Annotated in this window: 13 protein-coding genes, 1 tRNA gene and 1 pseudogene; 7 read left to right on the top strand and 8 right to left on the bottom strand. The window is 64.8% G+C overall.

The window, feature by feature from the left end:
• Positions 1 to 275: pseudogene (locus QZ189_RS08295) on the top strand (4-hydroxy-3-methylbut-2-enyl diphosphate reductase); the annotation flags it as partial.
• A 95-nt stretch (positions 276 to 370) separates the two neighbouring features.
• A complete protein-coding gene (locus QZ189_RS08290; RefSeq protein ID WP_296416389.1) occupies positions 371 to 1,009 on the top strand; it encodes a DUF1997 domain-containing protein in 639 nt (212 codons plus the stop codon).
• Here the strand turns inward: QZ189_RS08290 and QZ189_RS08285 are convergent, their stop codons facing one another.
• Both QZ189_RS08285 and purH read right to left on the bottom strand, forming a co-directional pair.
• Positions 1,010 to 1,474, bottom strand: coding sequence for a DUF4079 domain-containing protein (locus tag QZ189_RS08285; RefSeq protein ID WP_010314472.1), 465 nt, complete (start codon positions 1,472 to 1,474; stop codon positions 1,010 to 1,012). It abuts the gene before it with no gap.
• A 38-nt stretch (positions 1,475 to 1,512) separates the two neighbouring features.
• Positions 1,513 to 3,072, bottom strand: a complete 1,560-nt coding sequence (gene purH, locus QZ189_RS08280) for a bifunctional phosphoribosylaminoimidazolecarboxamide formyltransferase/IMP cyclohydrolase (protein WP_296416390.1) — start codon at positions 3,070 to 3,072, stop codon at positions 1,513 to 1,515.
• Positions 3,073 to 3,131: 59 nt separating this feature from the next.
• Here purH and QZ189_RS08275 point away from each other — a divergent pair, with 59 nt between their 5' ends.
• Positions 3,132 to 3,752, top strand: coding sequence for a dienelactone hydrolase family protein (locus tag QZ189_RS08275; RefSeq protein WP_296421513.1), 621 nt, complete (start codon positions 3,132 to 3,134; stop codon positions 3,750 to 3,752).
• Positions 3,753 to 3,816: 64 nt separating this feature from the next.
• Here the strand turns inward: QZ189_RS08275 and QZ189_RS08270 are convergent, their stop codons facing one another.
• Positions 3,817 to 4,188 (bottom strand): DUF3155 domain-containing protein, encoded by a 372-nt coding sequence (locus QZ189_RS08270; protein WP_010314468.1) that lies wholly within the window; start codon positions 4,186 to 4,188, stop codon positions 3,817 to 3,819.
• A 397-nt stretch (positions 4,189 to 4,585) separates the two neighbouring features.
• Between QZ189_RS08270 and QZ189_RS08265 the strand changes: the two genes are divergently transcribed.
• Complete coding sequence (locus QZ189_RS08265) at positions 4,586 to 5,632, top strand: HAMP domain-containing sensor histidine kinase (protein WP_296421511.1); 1,047 nt, start codon at positions 4,586 to 4,588, stop codon at positions 5,630 to 5,632.
• On the opposite strand, the gene QZ189_RS08260 is transcribed toward QZ189_RS08265, so the two are convergent.
• A complete protein-coding gene (locus QZ189_RS08260; protein WP_247476345.1) occupies positions 5,592 to 6,329 on the bottom strand; it encodes an adenosylcobinamide-GDP ribazoletransferase in 738 nt (245 codons plus the stop codon). The genes QZ189_RS08265 and QZ189_RS08260 overlap by 41 nt on opposite strands.
• A gap of 44 nt (positions 6,330 to 6,373) precedes the next feature.
• Between QZ189_RS08260 and tgt the strand changes: the two genes are divergently transcribed.
• Both tgt and QZ189_RS08250 read left to right on the top strand, forming a co-directional pair.
• The gene (gene tgt / locus QZ189_RS08255; RefSeq protein ID WP_043705370.1) at positions 6,374 to 7,495 is read left to right on the top strand and encodes a tRNA guanosine(34) transglycosylase Tgt; all 1,122 of its coding nucleotides are present in this window, start codon (positions 6,374 to 6,376) and stop codon (positions 7,493 to 7,495) included.
• Positions 7,496 to 7,525: 30 nt separating this feature from the next.
• Positions 7,526 to 7,669 carry a photosystem II reaction center protein K gene (locus tag QZ189_RS08250; protein ID WP_010314460.1) on the top strand — a complete coding sequence of 48 codons (144 nt, stop codon included), beginning with the start codon at positions 7,526 to 7,528 and terminating at the stop codon, positions 7,667 to 7,669.
• A gap of 81 nt (positions 7,670 to 7,750) precedes the next feature.
• On the opposite strand, the gene QZ189_RS08245 is transcribed toward QZ189_RS08250, so the two are convergent.
• Positions 7,751 to 8,497 (bottom strand): WecB/TagA/CpsF family glycosyltransferase, encoded by a 747-nt coding sequence (locus tag QZ189_RS08245; protein WP_296421509.1) that lies wholly within the window; start codon positions 8,495 to 8,497, stop codon positions 7,751 to 7,753.
• A 63-nt stretch (positions 8,498 to 8,560) separates the two neighbouring features.
• Between QZ189_RS08245 and QZ189_RS08240 the strand changes: the two genes are divergently transcribed.
• A complete protein-coding gene (locus QZ189_RS08240; protein WP_296421508.1) occupies positions 8,561 to 11,752 on the top strand; it encodes a glycoside hydrolase family 15 protein in 3,192 nt (1,063 codons plus the stop codon).
• Between the two features lies 1 nt (position 11,753).
• On the opposite strand, the gene QZ189_RS08235 is transcribed toward QZ189_RS08240, so the two are convergent.
• The 3 genes from QZ189_RS08235 to QZ189_RS08225 all read right to left on the bottom strand — a co-directional run bounded on the left by QZ189_RS08235 (position 11,754) and on the right by QZ189_RS08225 (position 14,147).
• Positions 11,754 to 12,746, bottom strand: coding sequence for a Gfo/Idh/MocA family oxidoreductase (locus QZ189_RS08235; protein ID WP_247476351.1), 993 nt, complete (start codon positions 12,744 to 12,746; stop codon positions 11,754 to 11,756).
• Between the two features lie 34 nt (positions 12,747 to 12,780).
• Positions 12,781 to 14,064, bottom strand: coding sequence for a hemolysin family protein (locus QZ189_RS08230; RefSeq protein ID WP_296421507.1), 1,284 nt, complete (start codon positions 14,062 to 14,064; stop codon positions 12,781 to 12,783).
• A gap of 10 nt (positions 14,065 to 14,074) precedes the next feature.
• A tRNA-Ile gene (locus tag QZ189_RS08225) sits at positions 14,075 to 14,147 on the bottom strand.
• Positions 14,148 to 14,150: the final 3 nt, after the last annotated feature.

Here is a 14,150-nt window from a genome sequence, read left to right as displayed (position 1 = left end):
TGATGGTGGTCATTGGCGGCTACAACTCCTCCAACACCACCCACCTGCAGGAGATCGCCATCACGCGCGGGATTCGCTCCTTCCACATCGACACCCCTGAGCGCATTGGCCCCAGCAACCGGATTGAACACAAGCCCCTGGGGGCCGAGCTGGAGGTGGTCGAGCCCTTCCTCCCCAGCGGTCCGCTGCGGGTGGGCATCACCTCCGGCGCTTCCACTCCCGATCGCGTTGTGGAGGATGTGATTAGCCGTTTGATGGCCTTAGCCGACGCCTAGTCGAGCTGTCACAGACGCTGCAGAGCCGGGCCCCGAGCGCGCTTTACATTGATTCATCTGACCCACAACCAGGCCCTCCAACAGAGCCTTCTGCGTTGATCTCATCGGTGACCACACCTGGACCTGAGGTCGACGCCAGCGACCTGCCCCTGCGGCGCAGCGAGGACACACGGGTCCGCTGCTACAGCAGCCAATTCGCTGATGTGATGGAGATGCGGGCCCCCGCCAAAACCGTGGCGGCCTACCTCGATCGCCACGAAGGTTGGTTCCGCCGTTGCGCGGCCCCCATGGAGGTCAACAGCCTGGGGCAAAACGGCTATCGGCTCACCCTCGGCCGCTTCGGCAACTTTGGCTTCGAAGTGGAACCGACGATTGGCCTGGAACTCCTGCCTCAAAGCCAAGGCGTCTATCGCATTTGCACCGTGCCGCCTGAGCAGTTCCAACCGGGCCTGCGGGACCTCTACGACGTGGAGTTCAATGCGGCCCTCCGTCTGGAAGAGCAAAACGCAGAGATCCCCCAGACCGATGTGCGCTGGGAGCTGGACCTCAGCGTCTGGATCAAGCTCCCGGCGGTGATTGGCCTCCTGCCCGAGAGCCTGGTTCAGAGCAGCGGAGACCATCTACTGCGTCAGATCGTGCGCCAAATCTCCAGGCGCCTGACCTGGAAAGTCCAAGAGGACTTCCACGCCACCCATGGGCTGGACTGCCCGCCAAGACGGCGGGCCCAGTTCTGATCAAGCGGGGCGGTTTTCCCAGATCTTGTTGAGGATCTGCATCCCGCTCACGGCTTGCCAAAGAAACAGGGTGAAGACACCCATGTTCAGCATCACGTGCAGCTTGCGGGCGATCAGATTGCCCTGCTGCATCAGCGGGGACAGGGCTGCTGCCATCGCGAGTCCGCAGGTCATGGCGATGCCCACCAGCAGGTGAGGGCCGACGAACAGCTTGCCGTTGTTCAAGTAGGTGACGGCCATGCCGCCAAAGGTGCCCAGCACCATCACCGCCAAGACGGCACTGCCATAGAGGTAATGGCGTTTCGCGAACTGCCCCTTGATCAGGGTCTTACGCGCTTCGGCATCAGCGGTACGCGTTTTCTTGGCCTTGATGCCAAGGAACATCGCGTAGCCGCTCAGGGCCAGCAGGCCCCACATGGCCAGCGGGTGCAGGAAGTTGAGATTGAAGGCGAGAGCTTCCGGCATGGAGCGCTGGCGTGGTGGACGGACCGCGCGACGCTAGATCAGTGCAGGAAATGGCGGCGGCCCGTGGTGACCATCGCCAGGCCCAACTCGTCGCAGGCGGCAATCGAGTCCGCGTCGCGGACGCTGCCCCCGGGCTGAATCACGGCCGTGATGCCGTACTGGGCCGCCAAGCGAACGGTGTCATCGAAGGGGAAGAAGCCATCGCTGGCCAGCACGGCTCCACGGGCCTTGTCCCCAGCGGTCTCCAGGGCAATCTTGGCCGAACCCACGCGGTTCATCTGACCGGCGCCGATGCCAAGGCTTTGACCGCCGCGGGCCACGGTGATGGCGTTGGAGCGCACGTGACGCACCAAGCGCCAACAGAAGGCCAAATCCGCCAGTTCTTGGGGGCTGGGCTGACGCTTGCTGACGACCTGCCAAGCGGTCTCGTCGACGGGCTGATCGTCCAGGTCCTGCACTAGCAGTCCACCCAGGACGCTGCGGAGTTGTTGCCGGCTGGCCCGCTCAATCGCCTCCGGTGCCAACTCCAGCAAACGCAAATTGGCCTTCGCCGACAAGAGCTCGCGGGCTTCCGGATCAAAGGAGGGCGCAACCACGCACTCCAGGAACAGGCTGGTCAAATGCCCTGCGGTGGCGCCATCGACGGGACCATTGATCGCAACAATGCCGCCAAACGCCGAGAGGCGATCCGCATCCAGTGCCCGCTCAATCGCATTGGCGCTGCCTGTCCCAGTGGCCACGCCGCAGGGATTGGTGTGCTTGACCACGACCGCCGCAGGCTTGAAGGCGTTGCCCCCCGCAGGCTGTCCGCCGTAGCCGAACTCGCGCACCGTGGCGAGGGCGGCCTCGAGATCGAGGATGTTGTTGTAGCTGAGCTCCTTGCCCTGGAGCTGCTCGCCCGCACCCAGGCCAGCCCCAGGCTGGGCGTACCAGGTGGCGCTTTGGTGGGGATTTTCGCCGTAGCGCAGGCTTTGGCGCGCGGGCAACTCCAGGCTGAACGTGCCGGCGCTCTGCGATGCCAGCTGCGCACTCAGCCACTGGCTGATGGCGGTGTCGTACTCAGCGGTGTGGCTGAAGGCTTCCAGGGCCAGCTGACGCCGCAGCTCAGGGCTAATCGCTCCGGCGGCCAGGGCCTTCAGAAAGGCGGGATATTGCGCCGGACTGGTCAGGACCGCCACGTCCGCATGGTTCTTGGCGGCTGCGCGCACCATCGCTGGCCCGCCGATGTCGATGTTCTCAATCGCCGCGTCCCAGCTGACATCGGGCCGAGCAATCGTCTCGCGGAAGGGATAGAGATTGACCACGACCACATCGATCGGGGCAATGCCCTGGTCAACCAGATCACTCTGGTGGGAGGAGTCCGAGCGCTTGGCCAGGATTCCGCCGTGAATCCGGGGGTGCAGGGTTTTCACGCGTCCCCCAAGGATCTCGGGGGCACCGGTGTGCTCAGCGACCTTGGTCACCGGAACCCCAGCGGCCGACAACGCCGCTGCCGTACCGCCGCTTGAAATCAGCTGATAACCAGCCGCCAACAGCCCCTGGGCCAAGGGCACCAGCCCTTCCTTATTGGACACGCTGAGCAGGGCCGTGGGCGCCATGGCGATGCAGAGGTCGGCAGAAGGTCCAACCTACGCAGGAGCAGCTCCCGGATCCGCCCATGACCAGCCATCCCGACCAGCTCCAACTCGGGCCTGAGAACGCGCAACAGCGACTCGTTCTGCTGCACGGCTGGGGAGCCGATGCCGATGACCTCCTGGATCTCGGGGAACTGCTCGTCAACCCAGAGACCAGTGTTGTCGCCCTGCGGGCGCCAGAGCCCCACCCCTATGGGAGCGGACGGCAGTGGTACGACCTGCAGCCCATCGATTGGGACGCCCTGCCCGCAGCACGCTCCGGCCTCCAAGCCCGGCTTCTCGCCCTCGCCGAGAGCGTCCCCCTCGAGCGGACCGTGCTGCTGGGGTTCTCCCAGGGCGCAGCCATGGCCCTTGATGTCGGCACAGCACTGCCCTTGGCCGGCATCGCCGCCTGCAGCGGCTACCCCCATCAAGGCTGGCAAGCGCCGTCTGCCTGCCCCCCCGTGCTCCTGACCCATGGCCGCCAGGATCCGGTGGTGCCGTTCATGGCCAGCGAAGAACTGCTGCAGCAACTCCAAGCCAGCGGACAGTCAGCGCAATTGCTGGCCTTTGACGGCGGCCATGGCATCGATGAATCGCTCTTCCCTGAGCTCAAACGCTTCATCACTGAGCGGATCGCGCCCAGCCAAGGCCTGCCTCAGTGAGCAACAAAAAAGCCGGCCCCATCGGGAGGCCGGCTGATGCCCTTCTGAAAGCAGAGTCTGAGAATCAGACGAAGGCGTATTCGTACTCTTCCATTTCTTCCCAGTCGTCGGCGGCCATCGCCTCGAGACCAGCAAAGAGGTTGTCTTCGCCAATGCGATCGACGATCTCACGCAGGGAAGGGAAGAGGAAGTGGTTCTCCTCGGCGTATTGGGCACTAAACAGACCTTTTTCGCCCCAGAAGAAGCGGTCCGTGGTGTGCTCGTTACGACGCACGTTCACCAGAGCGGGAGGAACGATCCCTGACTCGGCGATGTAGCGACGGGCAGCCGTCACAGGCTTGTATTCACCGGTCTCGATGTTGTGAACACCGACATGGGCCAGGACTCGCTGGCCAGCAAGCCGGCGGCGGCTGATGCGCTTGCGCTTTTTGGACATGGTTCAGGAACCCCGAAGGGCGGAGGGGACGAAGAGACGAAGGCAAGAGACCTTCAACAACGCCCAAACGTCTGACAGCCCAAACTGACAGCAAAGCGAGCGTTGGCGTTCAACCAGCAAAGAGACGTGTCTCTCCTGCTGTAACCTCGATGCAACAAAGTTGCAACCAAAGGCAGAAGCCATCGCCGTGCTGCCTGCGTCAGGCCGCTCGGTATTGGTCGATACCCAAAATCTTAAGACTTTTTCTCGGATTTGAACCAAGTCTCCGAAAAAAGTTCCGTTTAAGGCCGTGGACCACCACCAGAACGCCGCCTAGATGCAAGTCTCCAAGCGGTTTCTCGCGCTGCTGAAACAGCAACTTGCCCAATTCGCAGATCGTCCTGATCTGCGGTCATTGGTGGTGTACGTGGCCCTCCCCAGCGCCAGTGGAGAACCCTCCCTGCTCTCGATTGGCGGCTGGCCCAAGCAAGTCTTGGCCCTCGAAAGCGATGCCAGTAGGCCATCGCCAGACGAGCGCAGTACGCGCCGTTGGCTCGCCCTGCGAGATGGGCCGCTCCTGCTTGGAGCCCTGCGAATCGACACCGACTGCTGGCCCTGGCCCACGCCCCTGAGTGATCGGCTGGAAGCAACAGCGCTCTGCCTCACCGAAGCGCTCAAGCTCGATCTGGAGCAACAACGACTCGGCCGTCAACTGGCCCTGCGGGACGACCAGCTCAAGCTGCTGGTCCATCAACTGCGCAATCCCCTGGCGGCCCTGCGCACCTTTGGACAACTGCTCAGGCGTCGACTCGATGGCGATAGCGCCAATCAAGCGTTGGTGGACAACCTGCTGAGCGAGCAGCACCAGATCAATCGCTATCTCGAAGCGATCGATCAACTCACCCAAACTCCGCTGCTGCCCCCCGCCCAAGACGGCCTGCAACCGCTGCTGCTGCCGCCAGCCTTCAGCAGTGAGGACCTGCACTCCCTCAACCAAGTACTGGAGCCCTTGCTGGAGCGCGCCGCTGGAACCGCCGCCCTGCAAGGCCGGCGCTGGGTGCCGCCTGGAGAGCTTCCGACGCAAGCGTGCAATGCCGCGGCCGTCTCCGAAATCGTGGCCAACCTGCTGGAGAACGCCTTCCGCTACAGCCGCCCTGGTGGCGGCGTCGGCCTGGTTTGCCAGGAGCAGGGCGATCAGCTCGTGCTGGCGGTTTGGGACGAAGGGCCCGAAATCCCCAGCGCCGAACGGGAGCAGATCTTCCGCAAAGGGGAACGGGGCAGCACCGGCCTTGCCCTCGACGGCAGCGGTCTGGGGCTGGCGCTCGGCCGGGACCTCGCGGAACGCATCGGCGGTGCACTGGAGCTACGGGTGCCGCCCTCCGGTCTCGATCCCAAACTGCCCAGCGCTGGCAATGCCTTCCAACTCAGCCTGCCGAAACGGCCAACAGCAACAGGATCCAACTAAGGCTCCACTCCACGCAGGCGCCGTAGCTGTCGCCGCTGTGACCGCCCAAGCGCCGGCCCAACACCCAAGGAATCAGCATGGCCGGCAGCACACCGAGCCAGCCCAACCCGGCCCATGGACTGAGCCCGAGTCCCAGCAGCAGGCCGCTGAGGGCAAAAGCCAACAGCAACGAGGGCACCAATTCAGCCAGCAGACCCTGCCAATGGCGCAGGTGAAAAGCCGCCGTGCCCTCGCTCTGGCGCAGATAGGGAAACCACTGCATCGCAAACAGCGGTGAAACCCGCGCCCAAACCGAAGCCCAGACCAGGGCGAAAGGCGCCAGGGGGCCAAGCCAGGCCAACGCCGCAGCGCGCAGCAAGAGAGCCACCAACAGCGCCTGGACCCCGCTCGCCCCAACCCTGCTGTCGTCCATGGCCTCCAGACGGCGTTCAGCAGGGGCGGCCAGGCCATCGGCCGTATCCATCAGCCCATCGAGATGCAGCCCGCCGCTCAGGCTGATGCCCAGGGCCAAGACCAGGGGGATCTGCACCAGCGGACCCGCGGGCGCGAGCAGCTGCCACAGCGCTGCCTCCAACAGCCCAATCGCCAGACCCACCCAAGGGGCAAAGCGGGCAATGCGCTCAAAGCGCGGCGTGACCCCGGGCGGCAGCGGAAGGACGCTGTAAAAAATCCAGGCTCCAGCCCAATCCCTGAGCATGCAGGCGGCCAGCAACGATGGGGCTAGATGATCCTGCCGCCTCGATGAGCTTCCACTTCGAGATCACGGCCCGCTGCACGCGCACCGCCGCCCGTTGCGGCTGCTTTCACACCCCCCATGGCGTCGTCACCACCCCGCGCTTCATGCCCGTGGGGACGCTGGCCACGGTGAAGGGCGTCACGCCGGCGCAACTCAAAGCGACCGGGGCGGAGATGGTGCTCTCCAACACCTTCCACCTGCACCTGCAACCCGGTGAGCAGATCGTGGCGGATGGCGGCGGCTTGCACCGCTTCATGGCCTGGGACGGGCCAATGCTCACCGACTCCGGCGGCTTTCAGGTCTTCAGCCTGGGAGACATCAACACCATCAACGACCGCGGCGTGGTCTTTCGCTCCCCCCGCGATGGGGCCCGGATCGATCTCACCCCAGAGCGATCCATGGCGATCCAAATGGCCCTGGGGGCCGATGTGGCAATGGCCTTTGACCAGTGCCCGCCCTATCCCGCCACGGAAAGCGAGGTGGAGACCGCCTGCCGCCGCACCCATGCCTGGCTGGAGCGCTGCATCACGAGCCACACCAAGGACGATCAGGCCCTGTTCGGGATCGTGCAGGGGGGCTGCTTCCCGCACCTGCGCGAAGAATCGGCACGCGTCATCAGCGCCATGGGACTGCCAGGCATCGCCGTCGGTGGTGTGAGCGTGGGCGAGCCCGCCGAAGAAATGCACCGGATCGTGCGGCAGGTCGGCCCCCTACTGCCCGATGACAAGCCCCACTACCTGATGGGCGTTGGCACCCTCCCTGAAATGGCCATCGCCGTGGCCAACGGCTTCGATCTCTTTGATTGCGTGCTGCCCACCCGCCTGGGACGCCACGGAGCGGCCCTGGTGGGCGGCGAGCGCTGGAACTTGAAAAACGCCCGCTTCCGCCATGACCACAGCCCACTGGATCCCAGCTGCAGCTGCCCGGCCTGCACGGTCCACAGCCGCGCCTACCTCCACCACCTGATCAAAACGGATGAACTGCTCGGAAAGATCCTGCTCAGCCTGCACAACATCACCCAACTGGTGCGCTTCAGCACAGCGATGGGACAGGCCATCCGTGACGGCTGTTTTTCAGAGGATTTCGCTCCGTGGGAACCAGCCTCTCCGGCCGCCCACACGTGGTAGCTTCCGTCCCTAGCCAACGACGAAACCAGGATGGCCGCCTACGCCCTGCAGACCCTGGCCCAGCTGCCCGAGGCCTACCAAGCCTTCGGTCCTCTGATTGACATCCTGCCGATCATTCCCCTGTTCTTCCTGCTGCTGGCCTTTGTCTGGCAAGCCTCCGTCGGCTTCCGCTGATTCCAAGCTGAGCTGAAGAGCGAAACAAAAAAGCGGTGGGGGCCCCTATGGTCTCCACCGCTTTTTGCTGGCCATCCGGGATTAGCCCTGGCGTAAGACGGCCCAGGCAAATTCCGGCAGCGCCAACATCCGGCGCCAACGGCTGGGCTCTTGAACGAGGCGATACAGCCATTCGATCTGCAGACGGCACATCCACTGGGGAGCGCGCTGTTTCGCGCCCGACCAGACGTCAAAACTGCCGCCCACTCCCATCCAGAGGCCGGGCTGATCGGCATGCATGCGCTGGATCCAGGTCTCTTGGCGCGGCACACCCAAGGCCGCCAGCACCAGATCCGGCCTGGCCTCGCGGAGTTGCTGCTCAATGCCGGGCCACTGCTCCGGGCTTTGATAGCCGTGGACGCTGAACTGCAGGTTCAGGCCAGGAATCTCTTTTTTCAGCCGGGCCGAGACCAGCGCCATCACCTCGGGGCTAGCGCCCACCAAAGCCACACGCCAGCTGCGTGAAGCCGCCTCGACCAGGAGCTGACGGGCGAGCTCAATGCCTGGACTGCGGCGCACCCGGTAACCCTGGCGCTTGAGGGCCCAGACCACACCGGCACCATCAGGAATCACCAGATCCGCCGCCGCGATCGCCCCACCTAGGGCGGGATCGGCCAGGGCCGACATCGTCATCTCGGCGTTCAAGGTGACGATCTGACCGCCCCCCCGTTGCTTCAAGGCCAGGGCGGCTTCGAGCACATCGGCGGCCACGGCCACCTGCACACCCAAGACCTGGGCGGTCTCCCAGGCGGGCTGATCAAACGCATTGGGGCTGGCGGGAGTCGCCATTGATGCCGTCGTGGATAGGCCGCACGGGAGAATCTATGGCTGGCCTTCAGGCAGTGCTCGCCCATGACCCTCAGCAGCGCCCCGGTTGCGAACAGCGCCGCACCGCTGCAGCTGAGTGCCGCTGAGGCTTGGCAGCGCCTGCAAGAACTGGACCGGCAGATCGATCAGGTGGTGCTGCAGCGCCAACATCCGATCACTGGCCTGCTCCCCGCCAGCACCGCCAACAACGTCCACGGCAACTACGGCGATGCCTGGGTGCGGGACTGCGTCTACTCGATCCAATGCGTCTGGGGCCTCGCCCTGGCCCATCGGCGCCTGAGTGGCGCCACCGCCCGCGTCTACGAGCTGGAGCAGCGGGTGCTGCAACTGATGCGGGGTCTACTCAACGCGATGCTGCGCCAGGCCCACAAGGTCGAGCGCTTCAAGCAGACCCTCTCCCCGCTCGATTGCCTGCACGCCAAATACGACACCGGCAGTGGCGATCCGGTGGTCCCCGATGACGGCTGGGGGCACCTGCAGCTCGATGCCACGGCCCTGTTCCTGCTGCAGCTCGCCCAGCTGACCCGTTCGGGACTGGTGGTGGTGCAAACCAGCCACGAACGGGACTTCCTGCAAAACCTCGTCTATTACGTGGCTCGCGCCTACCGGGTGCGCGACTACGGCATCTGGGAGCGCGGGGACAAGGGCAACCACGGCCTACCCGAGCGCAACGCCAGCTCCATTGGTCTGGTTAAGGCTGCCCTCGAGGCCCTGGAAGGCCTGGATCTCTATGGCCCCCACGGCAATGGTCAGTGCCACCTGCACATTCCCCACGACGCCATCGTGCGGCTGCGGCGCGCCCTCAGCGGCCTGTTGCCCAGGGAATCAGCCAGCAAAGAAGTCGATGCGGCCTGCCTCTCGGTGATTGGCTACCCGGCCTGGGCCGTGGAAGACAGCGCCCTTGTGGAGCGCACGCGCGACAAGATCCGCACCGAACTGGGCGGGCCCTACGGCTACAAGCGCTTCCGCCGGGACGGCCACCAGACCGTCGTCGAGGACCACAACCGACTGCACTACGAACGGGAGGAACTGGCCCAGTTCGAGCACATCGAATGCGAATGGCCCCTGTTCCTGGCCTATGAGCTGATCACGGCCTGCTGCGAAGAACGCTGGAGTGAGGCCTGGAGCTGGCGGGAGCGGCTGCGCAAGGTTGCCGTCGACGTGGACGGCATCGAGCTGCTGCCGGAGGTCTATCTGGTCCCGAAAGCCAGCATCGACGCCGAGCGCAAACAACCGGGAAGCCAGGAGCGCATTGCCAACGACAACGTTCCCCTGCTCTGGACGCAAAGCCTGACCTGGCTCAGCGACCTGATGCTGCTGGGCCTACTGGAGCCGCAGCAACTGGACCCCAGCGAACGGCGCCGCAGCCGCAGCCTGGGGGCGCCTCAGGTCCTGGTGAGTTTCGTCCCCGCCCGCGAGCACATCGCAGCGGCCCTGGAGCAGGCGGGACTGGCCGTCAGCCGCCCAGGGCCCAGCAACATCGCCAGCTCCAAAGAGCTCGGCCGGCGGATGGCCCAGGTGGGCGCCAATGCGCGACTGGGCCTGAGCGGTCATCCGCGGCTGCGCATGGAGACCATGGCCACCGCCCGGCTCTACCGCCAAGACGGCCAAACCCTGGCCTTTTTGCCAGCGGTGCTGGAGGAGGACACCTTCTATCTCTCCGATGACCCCGAGCAACTGGTGGATGCGGTCACCAACGAAATCAGTCAGTTGCAACGCCACTGGCGCGGCAGCGGGCTACCGCTGCTGCTGATCCCTGTCGAAGAAGGACCCTTCCAGCGCAGCCCTGACACCTTCCTGCGGCTTGGGGAGACCCTGCGGAGCGGCGTGCTGGGTGGAACCGCCGTGCAACTCGGCAGCTTGGACGACCTGGCCAACCAAGCTTGCTGGGCGGAACTGCCCAATGCGCAACCGGAGGCTGCCGTCAGCGCTGCGGAGCCCATCCAAGGACTGCAGAGCAGCGGCCTGGACAAACCGCTGACCGCCGAACAAGAGCAAGAGCTGGAGGAATCCAGCCTGGATGCGCTGCTGGAGCGGCTCTGGCAAAGCGCCTCCCTACAAGAGCAAGCCGAGCTACTTGAGCTCTTGGTCCGCCGGCTCGGCCTCTCGGCCGTCCTGACCGGACCCAAGGGCAATGCAACACCCAAGGCCCTGTTGGAGGAGGCCTACCGCCGCGCCCTCAAGGATGGGGACTGGAACGTGGTGCGGCGCTGCGCTGGAGTCCTGGGTTTGGTTCATCCCCAGCTTGAAGATGCCCTCACCGATCTCTTGGTGCGCCAGAAACAGGTCGTGGTGGGGCGCAACTACACCAACGACTCCCTGATCACCCAGCCCCTCAGCAGCAAGGCGATTGCAGCCATGATCCGCCTCTACAGCGGCGAGGACAGCCGCGAATGGGTGCTGCAGCAGGAACTCCTGCTGGCCCTCGATGGTCTGGCCCGACGTGATCCCGCCTTACTCAGCGGCAGCCTGACCCTGCAGCTGGGACAACTGCTGCTGCTGCTCACCAGTGAAGTGGCCGGGGAGCAGAACCTCTCACCGAGTGAAGCCTTCGAGGCCCTCTGCGACACGCCGCCCCACGCCATCGGACGGCGGCTCAAGCAGGTGCTCAGCGATGTGGAGCACGCCAAGGCCGCCCTGCAACGCAAGGAGCAACTGCACCTCAGTGGCCGGGTGAGCTGGGAGGCTCCTGAACCCTTGGAGGAGCTCGAAAAGGGCGAAAACTGGCTGAAACACCGGGAGCGCATGGGTGCGCTGCAGAACGTGCCCCGGGACTTCCACCCCGGAATCTGGAGCCTGCTGCACCACTGCCGCGGCCTGGTCATCGGCGACAAGCTCGAGCGCCGCAACCGGCTCGAGAGCGCGCCGCTGCTCAAGGAGAAGACCCCCGGCGAGCGCAACTTCGCGGTCCACGTCGAGCACCTGCTCAGCAAGATTGAGGCGCCCGAATACCGCCGCCTCTGCATCGAGACCCTGGTCACCCTGATTGCCTTCGTCGATGCCAACCCGGAGGTCAGCGTCGCTGACGACCTGGTGCTGGATGTGGTGATTGGCCACGCGGTCCGCGTCGGCTGGCAGCAGCGCCATCCGGAGATCGATCCCGCGGAGTACGGCAGCCACAAAGGCGATGCCTGGGATGCCTTCTATCGCGCCTCACCAGCTGACTGCCGCCGCTGGCAGCTGCTGGCGCTGAAAGAACTGGCGGAGATGGCCTGAGTTAGATCGGCTCCGGCAGGGTCATGCAGATGTTGGCCTGCTCAACGCACTGCTCGATCAGATCGGCAAGCAGCAGGGCCCGCGACGCCTGAGGACCGTCGACGGCGGGCTTCTCCTCACCGCGAACGCACTGGAGGAAATGCTCCAGCTCAGCGACAAGGGGGTCCACCGGCGAGGTGCTCACCTCTTCGATGAATCCGTCGTTGCGATACAGCAATTCACCGTGGTCAGCGCTGAAGGACTGGTGGGTCCGCCGGTGAATCTGCAGGCTGCGGTTGAGGAAATCGGTCTCCACCAGGGCGCTGCGGCAGTGGGCGGAGAGGCTGCGGATTTTGCGGTGCGCCATCTTGCTGGCGGTCAGGCTGGCGACCACACCATTGGCAAAGCCCAAGGTGGCATTGACGTAATCGATCGGACCATCGGCGCTGCGGCCGCCGGCGGCGGCAAGGCGAATAACGGGGGCCTGCGCCAGTTCCAGCACCAAATCGATGTCATGGATCATGAGATCCAGCACCACCGAGACGTCATTGGCGCGGTCCGGGTTGGGGCTGTGGCGGCGGGCCTCCAGCACCACCACCTCCTCGCCAGCCACCACCTTGACCAACTCGCGGAAGGCCGGGTTAAAGCGCTCGATGTGCCCCACCTGCAGCAGACGGCCGGAGGATTTCGCCGCTCGAATCAGATCGGAGGCCTCGTCTTGGGTGGCTGCGATCGGCTTCTCGATCAGGACGTGGACGCCCGCGTCAAAGCAGGCCATGCCGACGCGGTGGTGCAGGAGCGTCGGCACCGCGATGCAAACCGCCTCGACTTCCTTCAGCAGCTCGGTGTAATCCCCAAACCAGCGGCAGCCAAACTGCTCGACCGCAAGCTGACCGCGATGGGGGTCTGGGTCAGCAACCCCGACAAGCTCCGCATCCTTGAGCAGGCTGAGCACCCGGGCGTGGTGCCAGCCCATGTTTCCGATCCCGATGACCCCAACGCGGACTGGCTTCATGGCGTTGGTGTTCCGGCGCAGTAATTATCAGGGATCAAAGGTCGTCATCGCTGACGGGCTCTGCCAAACGGCGACTGATCTCTACACGGTCAATCCGGGGACCATCCATCGCGAGGACCTCAAATTGATGCCCCTTCCAGAACACACTTTCTCCGGGTGAAGGGATGTGCTGCAGGCGCTCCAAGAGGAAGCCGGCGAGGGTGTGATGTTCGTCGGATTCAGGCAACTGGAGGTTGAGCTCCCGGTTCAGCTCATAAATCTCCAGATCTCCGGCCACCAACCAGCTGTCGTCCTGGAGCTGCTGGAGATCCTCCTCGGGATTTTCGGGATCCTCCTCTTCGCCGACGATCTCGCTGGTGAAGTCGGAGATCGTGACCAGACCCTCGGTGCCTCCGTGCTCATCCACCACCAGCAATAGCGGTTGACCACTGCGAATCAAGGGCAGCAATTCAGCGACTGGCGTGGTCTCTTGGACCTTGGTGACCGGGGTGACATAGGGAGCCAACGGTGTGTCGCGCTGCAGAAGTCCCTTGGCAATGGGTTCCGCCAAACGCCTGAGGTCCAGCACCCCGCGCACGTCATCGAGGGAACTGCCCAAGACCGGGAAGCGGGCGTGGTGGGTCGTATGGACGGCCTCCATCAGCTCACCAAAGCGCACCTCCAAAGGCAGGGTGACCATGCCCGAACGGGGGACCATCACCTCCCGCACCTGGGTATCGCGCAGAGAAAAGAGACCCTCCAACATGTCGCGCTCATCGGGCATCAAGCCGGTGACGCTGTTGGACTCAATCAGGGTTTCGAGCTCACCGGCTGAGAGGGCCGGCACCAACTGATCCCAGTTGCGCGGCAAGCCCAGCAAGCGCAGCACCCCATCACCCAGACGCTCCACCACCGCCAAAAACGGCGCCAGGGTGCGAATCAGGTTCTCCAACACCGGAGCCAACCGCAGGGCGGTGGCTTCGGGGCGATGCAAGACCCAGGCCTTAGGCACCAAGCCGCCCAAAAGAGTGGCCAAGAGCACGAGGACCGAAAAGACAGCGATGTCCCACCAGAACTGCTGGCCCGCGGCAGCGGAGAGCCGTTCCGCCAGGGCGCGGCCACTCCAGCCCAGCGCCAACAGGGCCATGGCCATGCCGAGCTGCGTCGCCACCAGGGCCCGGCGCAAACGCCGCTGCAGGCGTGCCACGGCGGTCGCACCAGCGTGGCCGTCCTCCTCGAGCAACTGCACCCGGGTCGGGCGCAGGCGAATCAGGGCAAATTCGGAGGCGGCGAAAAAGGCCAGCAGGATCAGCAGGGCCGCCGGAGCCAGAAATCGCATCGCCAAAGAATGGGGGTCGCGAGGATCGAACTCGCCTAAGGCGGATTATGAGTCCGCTGCATTCACCAGATTGCTAGACCCCCGGC

It is taken from the genome of Vulcanococcus sp. CPBay_Sum15L08_68, assembly GCF_017855895.1.
Lineage (GTDB): Bacteria > Cyanobacteriota > Cyanobacteriia > PCC-6307 > Cyanobiaceae > Vulcanococcus.
Note: the sequence above shows the minus strand (reverse complement) of the source record. Positions and strands in the feature narration are given on the sequence as shown.

What these genes read in the sequence shown, in the direction of transcription:
- QZ189_RS08285 (WP_010314472.1), bottom strand. Translation starts at nt 1,474, where the DNA reads ATGCCGGAAGCTCTCGCCTTCAATCTCAACTTCCTGCACCCGCTGGCC.
- purH (WP_296416390.1), bottom strand. Translation starts at nt 3,072, where the DNA reads ATGGCGCCCACGGCCCTGCTCAGCGTGTCCAATAAGGAAGGGCTGGTG.
- QZ189_RS08275 (WP_296421513.1), top strand. Translation starts at nt 3,132, where the DNA reads ATGACCAGCCATCCCGACCAGCTCCAACTCGGGCCTGAGAACGCGCAA.
- QZ189_RS08270 (WP_010314468.1), bottom strand. Translation starts at nt 4,188, where the DNA reads ATGTCCAAAAAGCGCAAGCGCATCAGCCGCCGCCGGCTTGCTGGCCAG.
- QZ189_RS08260 (WP_247476345.1), bottom strand. Translation starts at nt 6,329, where the DNA reads ATGCTCAGGGATTGGGCTGGAGCCTGGATTTTTTACAGCGTCCTTCCG.
- tgt (WP_043705370.1), top strand. Translation starts at nt 6,374, where the DNA reads ATGAGCTTCCACTTCGAGATCACGGCCCGCTGCACGCGCACCGCCGCC.
- QZ189_RS08250 (WP_010314460.1), top strand. Translation starts at nt 7,526, where the DNA reads ATGGCCGCCTACGCCCTGCAGACCCTGGCCCAGCTGCCCGAGGCCTAC.
- QZ189_RS08245 (WP_296421509.1), bottom strand. Translation starts at nt 8,497, where the DNA reads ATGGCGACTCCCGCCAGCCCCAATGCGTTTGATCAGCCCGCCTGGGAG.
- QZ189_RS08240 (WP_296421508.1), top strand. Translation starts at nt 8,561, where the DNA reads ATGACCCTCAGCAGCGCCCCGGTTGCGAACAGCGCCGCACCGCTGCAG.
- QZ189_RS08235 (WP_247476351.1), bottom strand. Translation starts at nt 12,746, where the DNA reads ATGAAGCCAGTCCGCGTTGGGGTCATCGGGATCGGAAACATGGGCTGG.
- QZ189_RS08230 (WP_296421507.1), bottom strand. Translation starts at nt 14,064, where the DNA reads ATGCGATTTCTGGCTCCGGCGGCCCTGCTGATCCTGCTGGCCTTTTTC.